The organism is Gordonibacter faecis, assembly GCF_030077735.1.
Taxonomy (GTDB): Bacteria; Actinomycetota; Coriobacteriia; order Coriobacteriales; family Eggerthellaceae; genus Gordonibacter; species Gordonibacter faecis.
Map to the genome: position 1 here is coordinate 1 of NZ_JASJEU010000021.1, position 23,043 is coordinate 23,043.

17 protein-coding genes and 1 pseudogene are annotated in these 23,043 nt (G+C 60.7%); 8 read left to right on the plus strand and 10 right to left on the minus strand.

Annotation, left to right across the window (positions count from 1 at the left end):
• Positions 1 to 293 precede the first annotated feature (293 nt).
• From QNJ86_RS10615 to QNJ86_RS10640, 6 genes are all read left to right on the plus strand, one after another.
• Positions 294 to 674 carry a VOC family protein gene (locus QNJ86_RS10615; protein WP_283832600.1) on the plus strand — a complete coding sequence of 127 codons (381 nt, stop codon included), beginning with the start codon at positions 294 to 296 and terminating at the stop codon, positions 672 to 674.
• A 9-nt stretch (positions 675 to 683) separates the two neighbouring features.
• Positions 684 to 1,607: a LytTR family transcriptional regulator DNA-binding domain-containing protein gene (locus tag QNJ86_RS10620; RefSeq protein WP_283832601.1), complete on the plus strand. Its 924-nt coding sequence runs from the start codon at positions 684 to 686 to the stop codon at positions 1,605 to 1,607.
• Entirely contained in the window at positions 1,597 to 2,346 is a 750-nt protein-coding gene (locus QNJ86_RS10625) for an ABC transporter permease (RefSeq protein WP_283832602.1), read from the plus strand. The genes QNJ86_RS10620 and QNJ86_RS10625 overlap by 11 nt, the downstream gene beginning before the upstream one ends.
• Before the next feature lie 236 nt (positions 2,347 to 2,582).
• A complete protein-coding gene (locus tag QNJ86_RS10630; protein WP_283832603.1) occupies positions 2,583 to 2,744 on the plus strand; it encodes a hypothetical protein in 162 nt (53 codons plus the stop codon).
• A gap of 4 nt (positions 2,745 to 2,748) precedes the next feature.
• Entirely contained in the window at positions 2,749 to 3,591 is an 843-nt protein-coding gene (locus tag QNJ86_RS10635; RefSeq protein ID WP_283832604.1) for an ABC transporter ATP-binding protein, read from the plus strand.
• Between the two features lies 1 nt (position 3,592).
• Entirely contained in the window at positions 3,593 to 4,333 is a 741-nt protein-coding gene (locus tag QNJ86_RS10640; RefSeq protein WP_283832605.1) for an ABC transporter permease, read from the plus strand.
• Between the two features lie 99 nt (positions 4,334 to 4,432).
• Here QNJ86_RS10640 and QNJ86_RS10645 read toward each other — a convergent pair whose 3' ends face one another.
• From QNJ86_RS10645 to QNJ86_RS10680, 9 genes and pseudogenes are all read right to left on the minus strand, one after another.
• Positions 4,433 to 6,592, minus strand: a complete 2,160-nt coding sequence (locus QNJ86_RS10645; protein WP_283832606.1) for a YhgE/Pip domain-containing protein — start codon at positions 6,590 to 6,592, stop codon at positions 4,433 to 4,435.
• Complete coding sequence (locus QNJ86_RS10650; protein ID WP_283832607.1) at positions 6,589 to 9,234, minus strand: YhgE/Pip domain-containing protein; 2,646 nt, start codon at positions 9,232 to 9,234, stop codon at positions 6,589 to 6,591. Before QNJ86_RS10650 ends, QNJ86_RS10645 begins: the two co-directional genes overlap by 4 nt.
• Before the next feature lie 761 nt (positions 9,235 to 9,995).
• Positions 9,996 to 11,327: an InlB B-repeat-containing protein gene (locus QNJ86_RS10655; protein WP_283832608.1), complete on the minus strand. Its 1,332-nt coding sequence runs from the start codon at positions 11,325 to 11,327 to the stop codon at positions 9,996 to 9,998.
• 127 nt (positions 11,328 to 11,454) lie between these two features.
• The gene (locus tag QNJ86_RS10660; RefSeq protein WP_283832622.1) at positions 11,455 to 14,037 is read right to left on the minus strand and encodes a leucine-rich repeat protein; all 2,583 of its coding nucleotides are present in this window, start codon (positions 14,035 to 14,037) and stop codon (positions 11,455 to 11,457) included.
• A gap of 33 nt (positions 14,038 to 14,070) precedes the next feature.
• Positions 14,071 to 14,196 (minus strand): annotated as a pseudogene (locus QNJ86_RS13930) (hypothetical protein); the annotation flags it as partial.
• 901 nt (positions 14,197 to 15,097) lie between these two features.
• Entirely contained in the window at positions 15,098 to 15,514 is a 417-nt protein-coding gene (locus QNJ86_RS10665; RefSeq protein ID WP_283832609.1) for a SufE family protein, read from the minus strand.
• A gap of 71 nt (positions 15,515 to 15,585) precedes the next feature.
• A complete protein-coding gene (locus QNJ86_RS10670) occupies positions 15,586 to 16,830 on the minus strand; it encodes an aminotransferase class V-fold PLP-dependent enzyme (RefSeq protein ID WP_283832610.1) in 1,245 nt (414 codons plus the stop codon).
• 247 nt (positions 16,831 to 17,077) lie between these two features.
• Complete coding sequence (locus QNJ86_RS10675; RefSeq protein WP_283832611.1) at positions 17,078 to 18,658, minus strand: hypothetical protein; 1,581 nt, start codon at positions 18,656 to 18,658, stop codon at positions 17,078 to 17,080.
• 24 nt (positions 18,659 to 18,682) lie between these two features.
• Positions 18,683 to 19,984, minus strand: coding sequence for an MFS transporter (locus tag QNJ86_RS10680; protein WP_283832612.1), 1,302 nt, complete (start codon positions 19,982 to 19,984; stop codon positions 18,683 to 18,685).
• Between the two features lie 412 nt (positions 19,985 to 20,396).
• On the opposite strand from QNJ86_RS10680, the gene QNJ86_RS10685 reads away from it, so the two are divergent.
• Together QNJ86_RS10685 and QNJ86_RS10690 are read left to right on the plus strand one after the other, a co-directional pair.
• Positions 20,397 to 20,804: a hypothetical protein gene (locus QNJ86_RS10685; RefSeq protein WP_283832613.1), complete on the plus strand. Its 408-nt coding sequence runs from the start codon at positions 20,397 to 20,399 to the stop codon at positions 20,802 to 20,804.
• Between the two features lie 82 nt (positions 20,805 to 20,886).
• The gene (locus QNJ86_RS10690) at positions 20,887 to 21,174 is read left to right on the plus strand and encodes a 7(1) septoil knot domain-containing protein (protein WP_283832614.1); all 288 of its coding nucleotides are present in this window, start codon (positions 20,887 to 20,889) and stop codon (positions 21,172 to 21,174) included.
• 228 nt (positions 21,175 to 21,402) lie between these two features.
• Here the strand turns inward: QNJ86_RS10690 and QNJ86_RS10695 are convergent, their stop codons facing one another.
• A complete protein-coding gene (locus tag QNJ86_RS10695; RefSeq protein WP_283832615.1) occupies positions 21,403 to 22,902 on the minus strand; it encodes a helix-turn-helix transcriptional regulator in 1,500 nt (499 codons plus the stop codon).
• Positions 22,903 to 23,043: the final 141 nt, after the last annotated feature.

Sequence of the window (23,043 nt, forward strand, 5' to 3'; positions counted from 1 at the left end):
CGAAACCATCGCAGGCCGCCGTAGAAGACTCGGGCTGGTAGCCTGAGTAAGTCCAAGAATCCTGCCGCACGCCCTAAAGGGCGATTTGTGCCAGTAGGGCACTCTTTCGCTGTTACCTCGCCATTGACGGGCCGCGACTCGAGCATCTTCTGTCATCCTAGTGAAGCGCACACTCGGATAGCAGAAAACGCACGGGGTGTCTTTGTGTATACTTCGCAAGAGAAGCGGCCGGCGCGGCCGCGCGCCGCGCGCGTCGCCCTCGCGCACCGCGCGCATAACCTGAAAGGAGTCCCATGAAAGCCAAGATGGTTCATGAATGCATACATGTGCTTGACCTTGATGCGTCGCTCGCGTTTTATGAGCGGGCGCTCGGCCTTACCGTGCAGCACCGCATGGGGCCAGACGACGGCTCGTGGGAAAACGTCTTCATCGGCAACGACGAGGCGCCCTTCCAGCTGGAACTCACGTGGAACCGCGGGCGCACCGAGCCCTACGACAACGGCGGACGCGACACTCACCTGGCCTTCGAGGTGGACGACATGGACGCCACCCGCGCCCTGCACGAAGAGATGGACTGCATCTGTTTCGTGAACGAGCGCATGGGCATCTACTTCATCCAGGACCCCGACGGCTGCTGGCTGGAAATTCTGCCCGCCGGCGAAACTACCCGCTAGGACACCCGCGTGACCGAGTTCGCCTCCATCGAAACCCTGCTCGCCGCCGAGGATAGCGTGCACATTGAGTGCAACCGCGAAGTGTCCGCCGCCCTGCTCACCGCCGTGCGCGAACGCTACCACACGCGCCGCTGCGCGTTCATCGTGGAAACCGACCGCGGCTGCGAGCGCGACACGGTAACGCGCCACTTGCGCCTGTTCAGCAGCCTGGCCGGCCGCTCGGTGCACCACGAGGACGCCATCACGCACTTCGGGCTGCGCGCCCTCGCCTCGCGCCGCATGCGCGACCTCTCCCCCGCCGAGATGATGCTGGTGAACCTCGCGCGCGCCAGCCTGTTCGAACCTGAAGTGTGCTTCATCGAACGCCCGCTGTCGGACCTCGACGCCACCAGCCGCGCCTCGGCACTTGCCTGGATGGACGAGCGCACCGCCCTCGGTTGCCGCTTCATCACCGTTGGCCAGTCGCTGCGCGAGGCGCTGCTCATGCCCGGCATTGCCTGCTGGCACGAGGACGGACGCTTCTACGTGGCTGACCAGGACGACCCCACGGACGACATCGACGCCGAACCCGCCGACGCCTACGACGGTGACGAGGTGCGCGTCCTCAAAATTCCCGCCAAAACCGAAACGGCCACGCTGCTGTTCGACCCGCGCGAAATCGACTTCGCCGAAAGTCTCAACAAAGCCACCTATCTCTCCGTGCGCGGCGAACTCTACCTCACCCCGCGTACCATGGATGAACTTGAGCGCGACCTCAGCCGCGCCGGGTTCTTCCGCTGTCACCGGTCGTTTCTCGTGAACGTGCAGAAGGTGGCGAAGGTGGAACGCTACACCCGCAACAGCTACAACCTGCTGCTGAACGACGCGGCGGGCTCGTCCGTGCCACTGGCGAAGGGCCGCGCCGAGGAGATGAGGCAACGTTATGGCTGGTAGAACCTCCGAAGGCACCCGCACCACGCTCGTGCTGACGCGGCGCTATCTGGCAGACGTGGTTCACAACCCCGCCCTGCTGGTCAGCTGCCTGGTGCCGCTGGGGCTGACGGTCATGCTGTGGTTTCTAGGGCAGGGAAGCATCGAAGCACCGGAAGAACGGCAGCTGTTCTCAACGGCGATGTTCAGCTACGCCGTCTTGTTCGAAGTCATCATGGTCACCACTATGATTGTCGTGTACGCAATGGCCGAAGAACGCGAGAAGCACACACTGCGCACATTTCTCCTGGCGGGCGTGCGACAGAGCCAAATCGTGCTCGCCCACGGCCTTGCCGCCAGCTTCATTGTGGCAGGAGTGGCCGCACTCAGTGCCCTTGCTGTTGGCGCGGCAGCTCTCAACGCCGTGCTTGTCGCCCCCGTGGCGTTGGTGGGCGCACTGCCCCTTACCATCGTTTCGCTGGCCGTCGGGCTGGTGACGCGCAACCAGATGAACGCCATGACCCTGGACACGCCCTTCATCATTGTCGGTGTGCTTCCCCTGTTCACCATGGTGAATGAGGGGATGGCTGCCCTCACGCCGCTGTTGCCCACCGGCGGCCTCTATATTCTCACGCAGCTGGCGCTGCAAGGCATGCTGTTTACGCCGACGGCCGTGCTGCCCGCCGTAAGCATCCTTGTATGGACCGCCCTCTCCGTTGTAGCCCTGGCGCTCGTCATCAAGCGCGCGCCCCAAGAGGCGTAAGCGCACTTCGTCGTTCCACTCCGAACAACGCCCATCCCGCGCGCGCTTCCACGCCGCATCGCCGCGCCTCCTTCCGCGCCGCATCGCCGCGCACATCCCCCGTGCTCCTTTCGTCCCCCCGTATGCTCCTGTCGTCGCGAACGCACGCCTGACGTCGCGAAACGGTTGTGAGCGCGCAGGGGCTCGGCAATACTGGGCCGCGTTGGACAACCGAACTCGGAAAGGAACATCTCCCCATGCTCACCATCGATCAGTTAGCCGTTCTCGTGCTTTTGCTGGCGGTTGCGTTCGTCGTAACCGTCATTGTCACGTCATATGCTGTTGTGCGCCTCACCCATCAGGCGAAGGCGCTGCAAGCCGACCTCGTTGCGCTTCGCACGGCGCGGAAGGGGGCGTAAAACCATGGCACCCCTCCTTTCTATGGAAGATGTCTCGCTCGCCTTCAAAGGCAAGCCAGTGTTGCGCCACCTGACGTTTGCAGTGGAACGCGGCGAATGCTTTGGGTTCCTGGGCCCCTCGGGCGCGGGCAAAACCACCACCATCAAGCTGCTCACGCGCCAGCTGGTGAAAGACTCCGGGCGCATTACCCTGTTCGGCCGCCCCATTGAGCACGCCACGAACGCCGACTACGAGCGCATCGGCATTCTGTCGGACACGAGCGCCCTCTACGAGCGCATGACCATCGAGGAAAACCTGCGCTTTTACGCCCAGATCCGCGGCGTGGGTGCGGGTAGCATTACCACGCTGCTTGAGCGCATGAACCTGGCCGACAAGAAGAAAACGCTCGTGAAGAACTGCTCGAAGGGCATGCGCCAGCGCGCCGCACTGCTGGCCGCACTCATTCATGCGCCTGAGCTGCTGTTTCTCGACGAGCCCACAAGCGGCCTCGACCCCGCCGCACGCGCCGAGGTGCACAAGATGCTGCGCGAGATGAACGACGCCGGCACCACTGTATTTCTCACCACGCACGACATGGCCGAGGCCGACGCGCTCTGCGGCCGTGTGGGCATTTTGGACGCCGGACACCTGGTGGCCTGCGACGCACCCGAGGCGCTCAAGCTGCGCTTCGCCCGCAACGAACTGGTTATGCGCACGGCCGACGGCCGCGTCGTGCACACCACGAAGGATGCCGCGGGTGCCTCCGTGGTGGCCGAAGCGCTGGCCGCGGACGCGTGCCTGTCGCTCCACTCGGTGGAGCCCAACCTGGAAGAAGTATTCCTCGAACTCACGGGAAGGGAGTTTTAACATGGAAGCCGCTCTACGCAAAACACAAACCCTCTTGACGAAGGACCTCATGGACCTCGTGAAGAACCCCACCGTCCTCATCTGCTGCCTCATGCCCGTCGGATTCACGCTGTTTTACCAGTTCACCATAGGGAAGAACGGCGATGGCTCGCCCGAGAGCGCCGCATTCATCACCGCGTTTCTGTTGTCGATTGCGCTCTGTACCACCGCCGGCATGGTGAGTATGACCGCCGCGGCCACGGCGCTTGCCGAGGAGAAGGAGAAGCACACGCTGCGCACGCTCATGTTGGCGAACGTGGGCGCGGGCCAGATTGTGGCCTCGCGTGCCGTGGTGGCACTCGCGGCCGTGGCTATCATTGACACCGTCTGCTTTTTCGTGGTGGGTGCCTCGCGCGAGATGCTGCTTCCGTACCTGGTCATTGGCGTGGTGGGCGCAGTACCCATCGTTCTTGTGTCGCTATTGATGGGCCTGGCCGCGCGCGATCAGATGACGGCAAGCTTGTACGCCACCCCCGTGTTCATTCTGGCCATCGCCCCCATGGTGGGCAACATGAGCGAAGAAGCCGCCGAGGTCATCCGCTTCTTCCCCACCGGCGGCATGGACGCGCTGCTGAAGCTGCTGCTTGACGAGCGCTTGTTCACCACCGACGCGCTTATGCCCGCGGCCATCACGCTCGCCTGGATTGCTGTGGCAGCAGGTGCGTTCGCCCTGCTCTACCGCCGACTAGTGCGCGACAACTAATGGCAAGGCGTGGGGGTGTCGGGGTGTCAGGGGATGGTGCGGCGCGGCGCGTGTGCCAGGCACGACACTCCCCGGCACCCCCCGTCGCACCCGGCGCCCTCACATGATTTTTGTTTCTTCCAGTTTGCGAATGACGTAGTCATTGAGGCGGATGACGGGGCGGCGCAGCACCAGGCCAAGCAGCAGCGCGGGCACGGCGAACAGTAGTAGTTTCCCCAGCTGGACGGCGTACTGGTTCCCGTAGATGCCGCCGATACAGGAGTGCAGGGCGCTGATGGCATGCGTGAACGGCAAGTACGGATAGACGGCTTGGAAGAAGTCGGACATCATTTGCACCGGGAACGTGCCGCCCGAGCCCGCCACCTGCATGACCAACAGCACCACGGCTATGGCCTTCCCTATGTCGCCGAATGACACCACGAGCGTGTACATGATCAGGCAAAACACAAGGGATGCTACCCAGCCGGCCACCATGAACAACAGCGGATGCTCACACTGCACACCCACAAAGAACAGGTCGCCCGCACACACCACGGTACTTTGCAGCAAGGCTAGCACGGCAAAAATGCCGAAGCGGCCGAAGTAGCGCGCCGAGAGCGACACGTTTCCGCCAAGCTGCGCGATGCGACGGTCGGACACCTTCACCTCCAAAAGCGCCACCAAAATGATGGCGCCCACCCAAAGGCAGAGGATGGTGTAGAACCCCGCCATGGCCGAGCCGTAGTTGGCGATGCCGTAGACGGCGTGGCGGTCGAGCGACACGGGCGCGGCCAGAAACGAGGCGAGGCCCTGCGGGTCGGAGCCGATGAGGGCACGCACTTCGTTGAGGTCACCCCGAGAAAGCGCGTCATCGAGGCGCGCTTTCGCTTCGTTCACGTTGGCGGAGGCGTCGGCGAGCGCGCTTGCAGACTGGTTGAGCGTGTCGCGCGTGGCGGCGAGGCTGGTTTCCAGCGAGCCGGATGCCTGCGAAAGCCCCGCGGCCGTGGCGGCCAGGTCGTCGGAGAGCGTGGTGGCCGACGACTGCGCCGCAGCAAGCGATGACTTGAGTGCATCCACCGAGGTGGCCAGGTTGTCGTGGAAGGCGTGACGCGCGTCTTCCAGCTGCTGGCGTGCTTCGTCAACAAGCGTGCGCACGGCTTGGCGACTGGCGGCGGCCTGCTCCGCCGCGCCGTCCAGGTCGGTGGACGCCTGGCTGAGCGCCTGGTCAAGCGATTGCAACAGTGCCACGGCGCGATCGAGCGCGCCGAGCGCGGGACTGGTGGGGTCGGCCGCGGCCACGGCATCGCGCACGGCCGCGTACGATTCGGCAAGCCGCCGCACATCTGCGGCGGCGGAGGTCAGGTCGCCCGCCGCCGTGTCGGCGCGGCCATCCAGCGCGCCCAGGGCCGCTTCCACCCGTTCCGCCACGGCATCAAGGCCAGCCATCCCCTGCGTGAGCGCGTCATCTGCCAGGGCCGATGCGGCATCAAGTGCGCCGGATACGTCCTGCGTTCCCGCCGCAGCGTCTCCCAGCAGCTCACGCGTCGTTCCCACCGAGGCACCCGCGCCATCCAACAGGTGCGCGGACGTACCCGCAAGCGCCGACGTGGCCCCGGCCAGCGCCGCAAACGAGCGCGCCTGTGCCGCGGCACCTTCTAAGTCAAGCGCCGCCGAGCCCAACGAACGGCTGAGCGCGGCCGCGTACGAACCCACCGAATCGCTGTCGAGATACGCCGCCAGCTGCGACACCGTTTTGAGCCCCACCTGATCCACCGTTTCGGCGAAGGTCCTATCAATGTTGGACTGCACGTCGCTCGCGCCCTCGCTGGTGACGCGCGGCGCGATGGCGTTTTCCTTCTGGTTGGTGTAATACACGATGTCAGAGTGGTGAATGTCATCGGAGAACAGCGTCATCATGTCGTCGCTAAAACTTTTCGGAATGACGATGGCAGCGAAATACGCGCCCGACTTCACGCCTTCCACCGCGGCATCGGCGTCGGTAAACACCCAGTCCAGCTGCTTGTTTGCGCGCAGGGCGTCCTCAACGTCGTCACCGATGTTCACGTCCAGCGGCACAAGGTCGCCGTGGTAGCCCGCGTCCTCGTTCGCCACCGCCACCTTGAGGCCGCCAGTGTTTTCGTACGGGTCCCAGCCGCCCAGGATGTTGAACCACGCGTACAGCGCTGGCACCACCACCAGGCCCAACACCACCACGAGCCCCACCACACTGTGCGCGAGGTTGCGCACGTCGCCCGCGAACAGCTGCCACGCCGCCCTCATGAGGCGTCACCGTCCTGGGGCGGTTGGCTTTCGGGGGTGTTTGCACTTGCTCCCGCCCCGTCCGCGCCTGCACCTGCACTCGCTCCCGCCTTCGCGCAGCAGGGCACGTGGGCGCGCGCTTCGCTTCGCATCTCGGTTTCATCCAGGGTGCTCAGACGCACCTGGTAGTTCAGGCTGGCGCGCACGTACTCCACCACAATGAGGAACGCGGACACGGCTATAAGCAGGGCAATCCATATCACCAGCATGACAATCTTGCCGTTCGGCCCCACGTCAAGCACCATCATGAGCACCGCCATGCACGCGGAAAGCCCCACCAGCAGCGCGAACCCGGTGCGCACAAGGCGGGGGTACCCGGCGTCGAACCGCGCAACCCGCGCTAGCAGCGCCGTGCGATAGTCTGCGGTATCCAGCAGCGCGCGCACCACCGTACGCAAACGGAAGCGCCCGCCGGGTTGCCCTTCGCCAGCTTCGCCCACCAGCACGTCGGTCTCGGCCAGCTTGCGGTCAAACAGCAGGTTCACATTGAGCAGATACGGCCGCGCCACCAACCCCACCAGCAGCGCCACGGGCAAGAACAGCGCCAAATACCCCAGGTCAATGAAGTAGTGCGCGCCATACATGCCGCCAATAGCCTCGCGCAGCGCGTCAATGCCGTACGTGAACGGCAAAAACGGGTGCACGGCCTGGAAGAACCCGGACATCATCTGCACGGGATACATGCCCGATGAGCCGGGAATTTGCATGATAAGCAGCACCACCGCCACCGCTTTGCCGATGTGTCGAAACGCCACCGCCAGGGCATAAATGAGGCCCACGTACACAAACGAGGCGAAGAGCCCCGCTCCCATGAACGCGGCAACGTTCGTACACTGCACGCCCATGATGAGGTCGCCCGCGCACACGATGGTTGCCTGCACGAGGCCGAGCGTCCCCAGCAACAGCCAGCGCCCCACGTATCCCTGCGCGGCCGAAACCGCGCCCTCCCCTTCGCGATCTACCTCCAGCTTGAAAATGGTGACCAGGATGAGGCCTCCCACCCACAGCGCCAGGTTCGTGTAGAACGGTGCGACGCCTGCGCCGTAGGTGTTCACCGGGTAGATGGTTTCGGTGTGCAGCGTTACGGGCGAGGCCATAAACCCGCCCGCATCCTGGGGGTTTATGCCAAGCAGCGTCGAGAGGCCCGCCGAAGCGGCCGAACCTCGAAGTGCCGCGAGGTCTCCCGCCGTGCGCGCCAAGCGGTCGCGCAGCGCCCCGAGCGCGTCGTCGGCGGAAGTGAGCGCCTGGCCCGCCTCGTCCAGCACGGTTTGAAGTTGCCCGGTGGCTGCATCCGCGTTCGCCGTGGCCGTTTCGAGGCCCGCCACCGCCTGCGACAGCGTGCCCGTTGCGCGCGAGAGGGAGTCGAGCGCGCTTGCCAGCTGCGGCGCCACTTCAGTAGCGAACGAGCGCTGGGCCTGGGATAACACGCCCGCTTCGTCCTGCGCCGCCTGCGTTGCGGCCTGAAGCGCGTCGGCCGCATCCTGAGCGGCACCGGCCAGGGCATCGCTTGCCGCGCGCAGGGCTTGCAGGGTGGCTTCTTGCTGCGCCACCTGGTCTTCCAGCTGCGCGAGGGCGTCGGCCAGCTCGGGCCGGTCGGCCGCTTGGCGGCGCAGTTCATCGAGCGCCTGCTGGCTGGTGCTGGCAAGGTTTTCAGCCGTTGCGAGCGCGCTGTCCACGCGCCCCTTGAGCGCCGCGAGCGTGCTCGCCGCTTCGCCCACCGACTGGTTGGCCTTTGACGAGGCGTCACCCACCAGCATCCGCGCCCGCTCGATGGCATCCGTGACCGCGGCGGTGTAGGCGCCTGCGTCACGTCGCGCCTGGTCAAGCAGCGCCGCGTTCTCGTCGAGCGCCCGGGAAAGTTCCGGCAGTTGCGCCTGCACGTCCGCAAGCGTGCAACGGACATCAGCAGCCGCACCCTTCGACGCTTCCACGGTTGACACCGCGCACGCAAGCGACGCGCGCATCTGGTCGAGCGCGGCCAGCGCCTGGTCAACGCCTTGCAGAAGCCCGCCTTCGGCCTGAGATTCCGCCTCAAGCACGCTACGCCCTTCCGCCTGCGCACGTTCCACCACCACGCGAGTGAGCGCACCCACAAACGCCTCGTTCACCTGGCGTTCCACTTGCGCAGCGCCCGCGTCGGTGATTTTGGGAGCCACCGCGTTCTGCTCTTCGTTCACGTAATACTGCAACTGCGGCGCCGGAGCCTCGCCGCGCGCTGCGCCCACCATGTCCGCGCTGAAGTGCGGCGGGATGACGATGGCCGCGAAGTAAGTCCCCGCGTACACGCCCTGCACCGCTTCCTCGGACGAGACGAACGTCCACCCCAGCTGGTGGTTATCGCGCAGCGCCTCCACCAGCTGAGCACCCGCGTCCATCCTGCCCGTGAGATTGTTGTCCGTACCCTCGTCCTCGTTGCTTACCGCCACGCGAATGCCGTCCGTGTTCGCATAAGGGTCCCAGTTCGCCGCGATGCAGTACCACGCATAGAGCGACGGAATCACGCACACGCCCAGCGTCACAATAATGGCCACCGGATTGTGCGCCAGCCGCCGCACATCCCGCGCGAACAGCTGGAATATAGTCCGAACACCCCCCGGTCGCACCGCGCCCCCTTCGTCATCTTATAGTGGAGGTTCCCCCTGACAGAAGTAACCCCCAGGAGCCTAGCGCGCCAGGCGGGCAAAGGCGGAGCGTCGAAAGAAATGGAAGCCATCCCGTCAACGAACTTGTACCATTCCGTAGAGAAGAAACGTTACGCTTGCAAAAGTCTGACGCGCTTCGCGCTATCTATTAGGATTCAACCTGTCCGGCTGGGGGGTTTGGGAGGATTCTTGGCGCGCCGCTCCGCTGCTCAAACGTCCTTTCGCGCTTTGCGCGGAAAGACGTTTTCGTGCGCTGCGCTCCTTCATGCTTTAGAATGCGCCCTTCGGGCGCTAAGAAAATGGTGTTCAGAAGCGCCAAGAACCCTCCCAAACCCCCCAGCCTACGTTGCCCTGCTTATGAACTGGCCGGAAGGCGTTGACTTGCAATTGGCATAATCCCCGTAGCGGCGTTCTCCAGAGCGCCGTTCGCGCGAAGCGCGAAAACGCAGGTCATAGGTTTATCCTCAACCTTCGGCGGAAAACTTTAACCATTCGTTCACTCAGGCACGAAAGCCCTCGTCATAATGCGAGAGAGCCGGATGTCTCTTGGCCTATTAGCCAGCGCGGAGCGCGTCACACTTTTTCGCGCGGCAGGGACACAGGACCCCAAAACCACAACGGGCGCGCCTATGGGGTAAGCGCGCCTGCGGGTTGTGCGGCAGGACGGGTGGGTCCTGCCGCTGAGTATGTTGGCTTTACTGCGGGTTAGCGAGAGAAACTGTTTAGGAAATGCTGGCCATCTCGGCCGTGCCATCGTTTGCTAGGTAGTTCAAGCGGGCAGTAGCAGGAAGATACAGACTGAAAGAAACAGGCAAGGTTCCCTTCGTGTCGATCTGGAAGCCAAGACTGACAGGAGTTGTTGTCGCCAGCGGAATAGACTTTTGCACACCTCCCTGGGGAGTGATAAGGATAGCGACATCCTTTCTTGCCGCATCATCAGGAAACAAACTGTTGGCACCTGCAAGCAGCGTGCTTGTTGCAGAGGTCACGACTATGGGAGCGGTAGTCTGAGAGGCAAACTGATGGGTTCTGCCAGTAATGCCAGTTACCTCTCCCTTAGCATCCACTTGAAGCAGGGTTGAAACAGGAACCGTACACACAATATGCTCCGACCACTTGGCGTAAAGGGTGGTGTTCTGCGTTGGCTTGTCAGTTTGGAAGTTCCAAGGGACAGTAAGCCCCTCCTTATACCACCCATCAAACTTATACCCAGGACGAGAGGGTTCCTGCGGTGGAATCACCAGCGCATCATGGTTGACCGTGGTAGTCTTGTCAGCAGTAGAGCCAGCCCAGCTACCTCCATTAGCCTTCCAAGTAAAGGTGTAGGAGTCTATCTGCCACTGAGCATAGAGGGTGGCAGTATCACACACCTTGTTCCATTTGGTGGCGCTCGTAAGATCAGCGTTGTAGTACTTGGTGCCACCACTTTTTTCGTCGAAGTAACCCAAGAAGGTATGGTTGTCCTTTGTGGGCTTAGACGTAATAGCAGGCATATCAGAATCATACGTAGCAGTCACCTGACCAGTCTGTCCACCTGTTCCTGAGTTTGGGTCAAACGAGACTTGAGTGGTTTTAGCTTGCCAATGGGCGAAAAGAGGAGTGTCTTTTGCTATCGTCCAAACAAGGGTGCTCTTGCCATTTTGATCGTAGATTTGATTGCCACCCACTAGTGTGTCGTAGTAGCCAAGGAAGGTATAGCCCGTACGCGTTGGAGGAACAGGAGCATCGGGAAGAAGCTGGTTGTAGGTTGCAGTCACCGTTGAGCTATTCCCCGAGCCATCGTTAAAGTTGAGCGTGAGCGTGTACTCTGTTTTGAATTCGACGCTGGAGTTGGTCACACGGATGCCAAGATTAGTAGTGCCCGGGGAGACGCTTTGACCCTTGGAAGAGTCAATGATCATGATGCCAAGCGAGGTGCTTCCACCACTTGCTGCATAAGCCTTAGCAGCAGGCAAGACGAGCGTTAACGCTGTTATGAAGACAAGCAGAAGCGCAAGCACATTAACACCTACGTGCCGCGTACTTGGCTTCGATATATATCTCGTGCTCGGCATAACTGGCACGTTCCTTTCTTTAAGCCCCGCAGCTCAATCGCTGCGAAGATACCTGCTGCAATAACAAAGGTGTGAGACGAATCTGCCGGGGAGGGGGACACAGTCCCGGCAGATGCTAGATGCTTGATTAGAGGCAGAAGCAGGGACAAATACCCCACGAGGCGTTCGCGTTGTTGTAATCGCTGGGGTCACCGCCGTCACTCACACGAAGGAAGGTCATGGAGTTGCTCGGGTTCGCAGAACGCTCCCACCAAAAAACACCCTTCGACGGCGGAGTCGATTGAAAGCCCTTCTCCAAGGCAGCATTATCGCTGTAATCATTAGTCACTTTACCGTTCCAGTACTCGTATTGAGTACCTTCATTTGCAAGCCATAGCCTGGATGACCAGCCGCTCCATACAGACCCCGTAAGTTCGAAATAACTTGCAAGAAAGAGTTGGTCTTTGGAAGTACTCACCTCAGCAGAGGTGCTGGTACAGTCAGATCCATAGTACTTTTTGACAGTGGCAATCTGCCTTTGGAGGTCTGCTGGAACCATGCTCCAGATATCACCACCTTGATTCATCCTCGCACGGAGTTCGCTTACGCCCCAGCTGCCGGCGTCGATGCCTGAGGTGTTCATCGGGTATTTCTCGTTCAGCAAGTTCTTAAACTGGAAGGTAAGGCCAGCCTTACTCGAGCTTGAAGCGAGTTCGTCATGATTGATTCCGATGATGCGCACGTCATAGGGAGTACCACCCCAGATGGTTTGGCAGGTATAAGAATTTTCTTTATTGAGATAGTCGTTGTACTGGTTCCAGTAGGGAGAATCCTCTCCGCTTTCAGCAATGCTGTTCGCGTGTTCCTTTACATCGGCGAGAGTATAAAAGTTACCTTCATTATCTTTCAGATAGAAGCTCAAGTGCTCGAAAGTGCACATCACAGAAACGAGGCTGCGAGAGGTAATGCCACCATCAGCAATACTTGGATTTACCTTGGCGTTTGCAAGGGTGGTATCGTTAGTAAGATTTAAGCGGAAGATATAAGAGGATAGAGAGTTTGGCTGTATGACAAAGGCACCTCGATCATCGGGAACCACGCTGTTTAGCTTATCGTAGTAGCCAAAGTGCACAGCTTTGCCAACTTTGCCTTCGGGGTAAAGGCTGAAGAGTTTTTGCTTGCTGAGGGGAAAATCATTATTTATTGGCGTGAGATAGTTGGCAATACCATCAATCGAACAATCAACCTTAGCAAGCTGTACAGGAAGATCCATATTGTTTCTAAATGAAGCAGGGGCCTCTATTGATGCAGCTGCTGCTTTGTTTTCTGCCACATCGTAGGGCTTATCTGCACCGAAGGTGACGGCGAAGGGAGCGTCCACGCTGATTTGGATGTCGCTAGCTTCGGAGAGATACACCCCTGGTAGGGCTACCTCGGAGCTCAATTGGGTTATGTTGGCCTCGGCTTCTGGGTTCGGGGAGACTTCTACGGTGCGGATTGCGCGAGTGAGTTCCACATCATCCAACGTGAGCACAGCGGTGACGTCAGAAGTGCCTTCCTTCTTGGCTGAGACGGTTCCGGCATCGACTGACAGAGGTGCGGCAGCGTAGGAGTAGGAAGCTTCTATGGGATCGGGAGCTTGGAGGTTGCCACCTTCGAGCAGGTTGGCCTCTTGTCCGACTTCGATGGTGAGGGGTTCTTCGGAAAGGGAGACACCATAAGGCATGAGGTGGTTGTTGTCCGAAGGGAGGCCTGGGTTCCAGGTGTCCTCGGAGCCGGAGGGAACGTAGATGGAGACGTTGGTGCAACCAGCGAGGGCGTCGCTTGCTACTTCAGAGGTGCCGAGGGCTATTACGCGTTCGAGAGTTGAGCAGGAGGCGTAAGCGCGGGAACCGATGGAGTTGATGCTGGTGGGAAGACAGAGGTCTTTGATTGACGTTGCTTCGAAGGCACGTTCGCCGATGGTGTGGAGAGTGTTGGGGAACTCGATGATTGAGAGGTTCGCGCAACCAGCGAAAGCAGCGGTGCTGATGGTGGTAATGGTCGTTGGGAGTTTCACGCTCGTGAGAGAGCCGCGGTTGGCGAAGGCGTTCTCGGCTATGGTGCTCACGCGGTAAGGGACTCCGTTGATCTCGGCGGAGGCGGGGACTTCGAGGTTGGCCTCGGGATCGTCTTTACCTTGCCAGGAAACGGCGAGGGTGTAGTCATCAAGCAGAGTGTAGGTGAGGCCGGAGGCTTCATTGGCGTTGGGACTTGTTGTTGTGCCAGGTTGAGCAGGCTCAGCGAAGTGTTGGAAACCAGCCGCTTCCCAAACGGCCTTGCGAACTTTGTAGTCCTCACCTGCTGGGAGCGCTACGACGGCAAATGCTTTGACCTCGTCAGCAAAGGCAGTTGGGTCAATTGAATGTACATTGCCTAACACTGTGATCGACGCAAGGTCTTTGCAGCCAGCGAGAGCATACTCGCCGATTACCTCAGTCTCGGTTGGAAGTACCACAGACGTCCCGTAAGCCGGTGGAACTGCAACCAAGGTCTTCATATCCTTTGAGAAGAGCATTCTGTCATGAGTTGTAAAATTGGTGCTGCCATCCCCGGCAGAGAGTGAGGAGCCCAGATGGCACAGGGACAATGCCTGGGCGGGAATGAATTTGGTAGAACCGGGGATGGCGATAGCACCCTCCTTGCCCTCGGGAATGAGCAGGAGATGCGAATAGTCTTTTGAGAAGAGCATGCCGTCCAACGACGAAAAGCCCTCACACTTGGGGCTTATCTGGACATGCTTGAGAGACGAGCAACCTTTAAGGGCCTCGTCGTCGATTGCTTGGATTGTTTCAGGTAGGGAAAGAGATTCTACGCAAGAATCAGTGAATGCCCCCCCCCCCCCCCGCAAGGGTTTTGACAGCAGTAACCGTGTAGGTATCGGAACCGCTGACTACCTGGGTGGGGACGGAGATGTTTTTGAGATCGGTGGCATGGATGCCAACCAGAGCGACGGACGTACCGTCTTTGTTCACTTCATAGATGAGGCCTTCGGACACAAAGCTTCCGAGTGTTGCTTTGGGAGTTCCTTGTACAAGAGGCAGAGCGCCTGTAGTTTGGGATTCGAGAAGTGCGACTGAGGTAGCGAGAGATTCGTTACCGGTGGTTCCTGGGGTTCCGCTTGGGGCAGCTAAAGGCTCAGAAAGCCCCCCCCCCCCGGAGATTTTCGGATTCTGCGGTACCTGCAAAGGCAGGTAGTGGACCGGCAGCCAAAGCAAGCGTAAGCGTAGCTACGCATGCAACTTTGCCGTACCGTGACATTCGGTTTCGCATAATTATCCCTTGTCCTTTTGTAGTGCTTCTTCCCGTTTACACCGCCACGACATCGTTTCCCGGTCCGTCGCTTACATGCGGTATATAGTCGGCATAGTAGCATGCGATTCGGGATTGTGAAGAGTGGCCGTTCTTGGCCGCTGTAAAGACAGCCCAGGTTTCATGAACTCATTATCGCAGGTAGAACATGCTTCCTACCCCACCTCAGAAGCTATCCCCAGCACTTATTAGCCTCCATACTTTCTCCACAAACAGTTACGCACTTCGCGCTACCCAACTAGAGCAACAACGCCGAAGCCCTTAGCCTCCTCTTGTCATCCTGAGCGAGCGAAGCGAGTCGAAGGATCCCGTGTGGTGCCAACAGGGAGACTTCCTGCTAACGCCACACGGGATCCTTCCCCTGCGGGACTAGCTTCGCGTCGCGACTACGCGCCTGCGGCGCTTCGCTCAGGATGACAAGAGGAACCGTCTAGCGATGCTCAGGATGACACTTCTGCCGCAGCTCGCACCGCGCTTGCGATGGAGCGCATGCCGCTTCGGCGTTGAGCCTCAAACAGGTCATCGAGGCCGGCGCGCACGGGCAGGTCGAACTCACAATCCACGATGTCGGCGGGCGTGCGACCCGAATAGATGAGTTGCATCACGCGCAGAATGCCGCGCACGATGAGGGTGTCGCTTTCGAACGCGAACAACAGCGTGCCGTCGGCGTTGCTGTCCGCCCGCATCCACACCTGCGACTGGCAACCCTCCACCTTCGCCGACCGCTCCTTATCCGCGTCGGACATGACGGGAAGTTCGGCGGCTAGCCCTAGCAGATACTCATAGCGAAAGAAGGGGTCGTCAAGTTCGTTGAAGTCACCAACAAGTTCGTTTTGCGCCTCGCATGCCGGATTCACGTCGGCCTCCTTCGTCTGTGCTGTTGAGAAAAGGAATGTATGCTCTGGTCGTACAGTAACACAAGGAACCCCTATCCGCGTGGGGTTACCAGCCTTACTACTCGCTCTAGCGCTTCGCCAAAAGCGTCAATCTCTTCCCGCGTGTTGTAGAACGCGGGCGACACGCGTACCACTTTATGGATACCCAACGTTTCGTCCAGCAGGGGCTGGGCGCACTGCGAACCCGAGCGAACCGCCACGCCAAGCTTGTCCAAAAGCGTCGCGATGTCGAAGGGGTGCGCACCCTCCACGCAAAACGACACGCAACCAGCCCGCCGCGCGGGCGAGCCCACCACCTGCACGCCCTTCGTTGCGCGCAGACGCTCCTCGGCGTAAGCCGTAAGTGCCGCCTCGCGCGCGGCCACCGCCTTACGACCCACGCCCTCCACATAGTCAAGCGCGGTCGCCAGCCCAAGAGCGCCCACGTAGTTCGGCGTGCCGGGCTCGAAGCGCAACGGCAGTTCTTCAAACGTTGTAAGTGCGGCAGTGACCTGCGCAACCATCTCGCCGCCATACCAACTGGGCGCCAGCTGGCCCAACAACTCTCCTTTTCCGTACAGCACGCCGATGCCCGTGGGTCCCAGTACCTTGTGTCCTGAAAAGCACAGGAAGTCGCAGCCAATCTCGCGCACATCCAGCGGCTCGTGTCGCACGCTTTGCGCCGCATCCACCAGCACGGCCGCCCCGTGCGCGTGCGCCAGGCGCACCACCTCGCCCACGGGCACCACCGTCCCCAGCACGTTGGACACGTGCGCCATCGCAACCAGCGACACCCCGCCTGCGGCGAGGCGCGCCTCAAGAGCACCCAGGTCAACCTCGCCTTCCGCCGTCAAAGGGCACACGAAAAACTCCGCACCCGAGCGCATGCACGCCTGCTGCCACGGCACGAAATTCGCGTGATGCTCAAGCGCCGACACCACCACGCACTGCCCCGGCGCAAGGCGCGCCTCCCACGCGTATGCCACCATGTTCACCGACGCCGTCGTGCCAGACGTGAACACAACCTCGTCCGCCGACGCTGCGTTCAAGAACGCACGCACCACCTCGCGCGACGCTTCAAGCTTGGCCGTTGATCGCTCGCTCAACGTATGAATGCCGCGGTGCACGTTCGCGTTGTCCGTGCGATAGTGAGCCACCACCGCGTCAAGCACGGGGTTCGGCACCTGCGTGGTGGCACCGTTATCCAAATACACCAACGGCCGCCCATTCACCTCCTGCGACAAGATGGGGAAATCAGCGCGCACGCGCTCGACGTCAAGGGCGAATTCAGTGTCCATAGCAATACCTCCTCGCAGCAGAATACCCCCATGATAGCAGGAGGCTGCAACAAAAGCCCCTTACCCGCCAGGTTCTCCGTGCGGTAAGGGCCCTGCCCTTGCCGTCAACCGCGTTTTACCTGACAGATTTGTTCTCGCCGAGCGGCAAGGGCAGAACCCTTGCCCTCCGGACAACCTGCAAAGGGAACTTTTATTACAGCCTCACTACAATCTGTGTAAACAGTGCGAAGAGCAGGACGCGCCTTCCCTAGCCCACCGCCAGCGGCTCCAGGCCCACACTCTTCGCGAACAGCACCATCTCTTCGAACCAGTCACCATACACCAGTGCCGTGTGGTTTCCGGTCCACATGGTGGCCTCGCGGAACGCGCGTCCGTCGGGCACGCTGAAGAACACGCCCTCGCTGCAGTTCTCGTCCCGCTCGCCAATGCCGCCCACCACCGTGCCGCGCGCGATAAGCATCTTCGAGCACGTGGGGTCAAACTTCGCCAGCGTGATGGGCTCGCCGATGTCGCGCTTGAAGTCGTAGCGCACCGTGGCACCCCAGCGGCCATCCATCGCAAACGGGCGAATGTCGTAGGATGCCGGCTCCGCATCATAGCCCTTGAACTGGCGGTTCGGCACCGCGTGGTAAATGGACATGATGGCGTCGGCCTCTTGCTCGGCCAAACGCGGGGTTTCCTCGTCGCACGAATTCGGGCGGAACATGATGCGCGTCTTGATGCGCAGCTCGTCATTGGCATCCAGCTTCACCGGTACGGTGTTGCCCATGTAGGGCGCACTCTGCGACACGGCGGACAGCGCCACCATGGACAGCAGCGCCGATACGTCCTGCTCACAGGCCGAGCACACGCCACACTCGTTGTTGAGCGTGTGGTTCAGGCACAGTGTGGTCTGCTCGTGGTTCAAGCGGCGCGTCGCGCACATGTCGGGGCACGGCGCGGCAAACGCGTTGCAGTCCAGCTTCGCAAGCAGCTTGTTCACCAGGTAGTGCGCACGCATGGAGGGAATAATCTTCTCGCGGTCCATGTCGCACGTCGTGGCGCCCGCCATGAATTCGTCAACCATCGCCTCGATGGTTGCCTGTTCCTCTTCGGTGATGTTATCGGCTTTGCGCCCCGGCAACGTGGGGTTCGAATCGGGCGGCACAATATGCAGCTGATCAAGGAATTCATGCAGGTTGTAATACGTGAACGACGTGCCCAGCTTCCGCGTGACGTCGAAGTGATCAAGGAACGAATCGTAGTTCGTCACCGGGTGCACCGAGTTGTTGCGCACCACCACCATGGCGCGCGTGTTCGCCATGACCTTGCGGGCGCGCAGGGCCACCAGCGTCTTGCGCGCGTCTTCGATGGTGGCCGGGCTATGCATTTCCAGGCCGCGCCCACGGAACGCCGCCGACATGTGCGCGTCGTTGTTCGGCGTGGGCAGAATGATTGAGGGCTTGCCGTACTTCTGCGCGAATGCAATGGCCAAGTCCGCACCAAACACCGTGAAGTTGAACAGGTACAAGTCCACGTCTTCCACGTCGGCCGCCATCTCTTCCAACATGGCGTTCGTCAGCGGAAACGTCTCGTCGCGACGGATGACAATCTGGTCCATGATGTTCACGCCAGGGATGTCGCCGAACTGCTCGTGCAGCATCTTCTCGTCGTTTTTGGCCTTCATCTCAATGACCATCATGTCGTGCTCGCGCGTGAGCTCGTCGCCGCGCCCAAAGCGGCACGGCCCCTCGAACACGTAGTCGTGATACAGCCCAATCTCGATGGGGCGCACGTTCAGCGTAACGTCCCGGTTATTGCGCAGGTGGAACTGTTCTGCAAGTTTCATAGTTCTCCCTCCCGAGACAAGCGCTTAGGCGCGCACCTCGTCCTGATCGGCCACGGCTGCGGCACCCTTTTTGGGCAGGCGCACAAACAGCGAGCACACCGTGCACACGGCCACGATGCCCGCGCTTACCAAAAAGCCCGTGGTGCACGCGCCCGTGGCGTCAAACGTGGCACCCACCATGGTGGCTATGGGGGCAGACACAATCGTGGTCACCAGGATGCCCGTGCTGAGAATCTTGGAGTAGTGACCAGCACCGAAGTAGTTCGCCAGCGCCGTGGGGCCCACCGTGTTGATGGCGCCAAAGAAAAAGCCCAGCAGCAGGTAGTAACCAAACATCATGACCGGCATGCTCGGGCTTGCAAACGCACCCAGCAAAATGGCGATAATCAGCATGAGGCCGCACAGTCCCATGAGGCGAATAGGCTCAAAGCGGTCGGAAATCACACCCACCACCAAGCGGCCCAGCAGCATGGCGAAGCCCATGACCGACACGGCGGTCACAATGAGGTCGGGGTCGAAGCCCAGCTGCGTGAAGTTCATTACGCCCTGCGAGGTGTTCAGGCTAAACGCCGTGTAGCCACCCGCCAGCGTGAGCGCGATAAGCCACATGGCCGGCGTCTTGAGCGCCGTCTTGTACGTGATGTCGTTGGGGTTCTTGTACACCTTCGATTCCTTAGCTTCGGCCACCACAGCCTGGCTGTCCGCCACGCCATCGGGAAGCTGCCCGATGGAAGCCGGCGTGTTCTTCACCAGGAACAGCGCCAACAGCGTGCCAATGAGGGCGGCAGCAATGAGCGCATACCAACCCGCCTGCCACGCGCCGCCAGCCGCGTCAATAACAGCCTTCACAATCTTGGGCGCCAAGATGGAGCCCGCGCCGCCAATAACCATCACAATGGTCATGGCCTTGCCGCGGTTGGCGATAAACCAGCTGCCGGCTACCGTTTGGGTGGACAGCTGCCCCAGCGCCATGGAACCCATGGACATAAGCACGCCGAAGAACAGGAAGTACGACCACGCCTCATGCACGAAAAACGACATGGCCAACGTGCCCACCAGCATGACGCAGCCGCCAGCAATCATGGTGAAGCGGGCGCCCTTCTTCGCGATGAGCTGGCCCAGCAGCGGCGTGGGAATGCCCTGGCACAGAACAAACAGCGTGAAGCCCATGCCGAGCATCGTGGCGTCCATCTGAATTTCGCCCGACTTGAACATCATGGGATTCACAATTTGGGCTGCGGCCAGCACAAACGCGCTCGAACAGAAATAGATGATGCCCAGCACAACGGCGAGCTTCCATCCGTAGAACGATTTCTTTTGCTCCATAGTTGGTTCCTCCTCCAGGTTTCAGAAATACCCGCGCGGCGCCCCGTGCCCCGCGCGGACGACGATGGTCGTCTGCGCCCCCTTTCGATCGATGCCCGCAGAATGCGTCTGCAACGGGCGTGCGCGACAAGCAGCCAGCCGATCGCGCCTCCCCCGTCTCTCGCAGATTCGCGATGGCCGCATCGTCGCGCGGAGCGGGCGTCCAATGCATCGACTTCACATGTTGAAACGCCGGCGCGCTTCATACGCAAAGGTTGAAACCGCCGGTGAGCGGCCCTCTCCGCTTGCCAAGTTGATGCCGCCGGACGTGCGAGGGGCTACCATGGTGAACGCGAGGGCGCGCGGGGGATGCGGGCGCTGGTGCCCGGGGCGAAGTGCGCACCGGCGGGCGGCGAGTGGAGAAAGAGGTCACATGAGCAGGACGGATTACCTTAAGCAGGCGAAAGCGCGCTCCGATGCGGAATTGGAAGCGCTCGCGAACGCAACGTCGTATGACGAGGTGTATGCGCGCCTGAAAACTTTCATCACCTGCCGCTATCTCATCGACGACGGGTTTTGGAGTGATGACGTGAACGAACTTGCCGAACACAGCATTGCGCTGCGCCTTTCGTCGCTTGAAAGCGGCGATAGCCTGGGAGATTTGTCGATGAATTGCGCGGGCGCTTCATCGGTGGAAACGAAGTACGCGCTTTTGCTCATCACGCTGCGAAAAAGCCTGAACCTTACCATTGAGCCCGTTCAGGCGGCCACGCTTGACACGGTGCCGCTGCTGGCAACCGAGATTGCCCGACAGCTTGCGCAGCGCAGGAGCGCTTGCTAGAATGGCGCCAGCCAGCCGATCGTCATACCTCCCCCACCGCCGCGTGCGGCGTTTGACGCATGCCCGAACCAAGGAGGATACCATGACGAAGTTTTGCACGGTCGATACCGAAGAAGCCGCCGATCTTAAGGCCTGCCAAGTTTATCAGTACTTCGACGCCGATCTCATTGTGTACAAGACGCCTACCCCCGAGGAAGCCACAGGCGAAGGCTTGTGGTTTGAGGATCCCGCGGCCGACGATGCCGTGAAGATTTTCTGGCTGAAGAACGACAACCACGCCGACATCCGCATCTTCTTCGCGAACGCCGCCTTCGAGGCTGGTTGGAAGCCCGACAACGAAGTGCACGCGAAATACGACGGCGTGCTGTAACAGGTCACTTTACCTGGGGCTGAATCTAGCCCGCCCACCTGCCAGGTTGACCGTAGGGCAAGGGCTCTGCCCTTGCCGCCACCTACGTTTAACCTGGCAGGTTTGTTTTTGCTGGCACAAAAGTGTGACGCGCTTCGCGCTGGCTAGTACGCCACGAGTTTTCCCGCATTCCTAACCTTACGACGTGGGCTGACTGGCTTGAAGGCGGAGTCTTGCAAGAGTCATAACCTAGCCGTCATCCTCATCTACGATGTTCATGAGGTGCTGCTGGGAGTTGATGCCCAGCTTTCGGTAGATGTGGTAGATGTGCGACTTCACGGTGGCGGGGCTCACCACCAGCTGCTCGGCGATGTATTCCGCATTGCGGCCCTTCGCCAGCAGGAAGAACACTTCCTCTTCGCGCGGCGTGAGGCCATACCGTTCGGCGGCGTGGTCGCAGCGCTGCTTGAAGGACGGCGGCCGCACCGCCTGACCCTCCCCCGCCGGCTCGTCTTCCGAGGCCACCAGCTGCTCCACCACCGCAGGCGTCAACAGCGCATTGAGGCGCTTTTTTGTGGCCGATTCGTTCCCGCCATACACGGAGAACACCACCACTACCACCAGCGCAAACACAATCATGGCCAGGTGATACGTCCAGCCTTCCAAATGCAGCGTGAAAATGAACACGTACGCAATGATGGATCCTAGCAAAAAGCCCACCCAGTTAGGAGCCTCGCGCAACGCAAAGCGGTCGACCGGATGCAGCCGGAACTCGTAGTTGTCGATGCTGGTTGAGTACCACGCAATGATGGACGAGTGCGCCAGCGCCGTGATAACCAAGCAGCCACACACAATGCGCCCCGCGCCGTCGAACAGCGGAAACAGCAACAGCCCCGCCAGCAGAAGCGGCAACGAGATGCGTTGCACCACCCCGGTGTCAACGTCAACCTTCGGCCCCAAGTAGCCCCACAAAAGCGCGAACCCGCCGCCCACAAGGCCACTCGCCCCGCCCAGAAGCGCCGCTACCGGCCCCATGGAACACAGCGCAATGGCCATGAACCCATACACCGCGCCATGGCACGCCACCGACAGCGATGCCGGCAACGTGAGAACCGACGTCCGGTTAAACTCATGAACAGGCAAAATGCGCTCCTGCGGAATGCGTGTGGTGAGAAACGCCACCATCCCCACCGACGCCAGCATGAGAAGCCCAATTTCCGTGAGGTTCATCCACAAAGAATCCGAGGCATTCGCAAACACGTACATGAGCGTGCCCAAAGCCGATGCCAACCCAATGGACACAGCCGTGCGCCGCGTGGGAATGAGGCTGAAAAACACGCACCAGTACGTCATGATGCAGCCCTGCGCAAACCCAAAGAGCCCCCACGCGACCATCGACACAAAAAGCGGTATGCCGTCAAACGCAAGGTTGGCCGCCGTGTTCGCCACTGCCACCAACGCAAGCAGCGAACCCAGCGTGAGGAAGCGGTTGCGATGCTCGAACACCCAGTCGGCCTTCCACGCGCAAAAGCCAAACGCGGCGGCCAGCGTGAGCACCGACACAATGCGCAACAGCACCGCCTCGCGGATGTCGCAGAAGCTTAAGAGCGTGAGCGCCGGACTGAACACCGCCGAGAGTTCCCAGCCAATAAGGCAGGCGAACCCGAAGCTGGCAAGCACATACGTCATGACTAAGTCGTCTGGTGTGTGCGTGCGTTCTGGCGAAGAAACCGCAGATGAGACGCCCATAAACCCCCCACTTCAACATTTGGGTATGACATCGAAAACCCGAAAAACCCTTTTTCAACCTTAGCAGTTGTAGATTATTTTTGCCAGACGAAAAATACTGGGCCCCACGAGTTCGGCCCCGCACGGCGGGCCACACACCAC

Excerpts from the sequence above, each read along its gene's own strand:
- QNJ86_RS10615 (WP_283832600.1), top strand. The coding sequence starts at position 294 with ATGAAAGCCAAGATGGTTCATGAATGCATACATGTGCTTGACCTTGAT.
- QNJ86_RS10625 (WP_283832602.1), top strand. The coding sequence starts at position 1,597 with ATGGCTGGTAGAACCTCCGAAGGCACCCGCACCACGCTCGTGCTGACG.
- QNJ86_RS10630 (WP_283832603.1), top strand. The coding sequence starts at position 2,583 with ATGCTCACCATCGATCAGTTAGCCGTTCTCGTGCTTTTGCTGGCGGTT.
- QNJ86_RS10635 (WP_283832604.1), top strand. The coding sequence starts at position 2,749 with ATGGCACCCCTCCTTTCTATGGAAGATGTCTCGCTCGCCTTCAAAGGC.
- QNJ86_RS10640 (WP_283832605.1), top strand. The coding sequence starts at position 3,593 with ATGGAAGCCGCTCTACGCAAAACACAAACCCTCTTGACGAAGGACCTC.
- QNJ86_RS10645 (WP_283832606.1), bottom strand. The coding sequence starts at position 6,592 with ATGAGGGCGGCGTGGCAGCTGTTCGCGGGCGACGTGCGCAACCTCGCG.
- QNJ86_RS10655 (WP_283832608.1), bottom strand. The coding sequence starts at position 11,327 with ATGCCGAGCACGAGATATATATCGAAGCCAAGTACGCGGCACGTAGGT.
- QNJ86_RS10660 (WP_283832622.1), bottom strand. The coding sequence starts at position 14,037 with ATGCTCTTCTCAAAAGACTATTCGCATCTCCTGCTCATTCCCGAGGGC.
- QNJ86_RS10670 (WP_283832610.1), bottom strand. The coding sequence starts at position 16,830 with ATGGACACTGAATTCGCCCTTGACGTCGAGCGCGTGCGCGCTGATTTC.
- QNJ86_RS10675 (WP_283832611.1), bottom strand. The coding sequence starts at position 18,658 with ATGAAACTTGCAGAACAGTTCCACCTGCGCAATAACCGGGACGTTACG.
- QNJ86_RS10680 (WP_283832612.1), bottom strand. The coding sequence starts at position 19,984 with ATGGAGCAAAAGAAATCGTTCTACGGATGGAAGCTCGCCGTTGTGCTG.
- QNJ86_RS10685 (WP_283832613.1), top strand. The coding sequence starts at position 20,397 with ATGAGCAGGACGGATTACCTTAAGCAGGCGAAAGCGCGCTCCGATGCG.
- QNJ86_RS10690 (WP_283832614.1), top strand. The coding sequence starts at position 20,887 with ATGACGAAGTTTTGCACGGTCGATACCGAAGAAGCCGCCGATCTTAAG.
- QNJ86_RS10695 (WP_283832615.1), bottom strand. The coding sequence starts at position 22,902 with ATGGGCGTCTCATCTGCGGTTTCTTCGCCAGAACGCACGCACACACCA.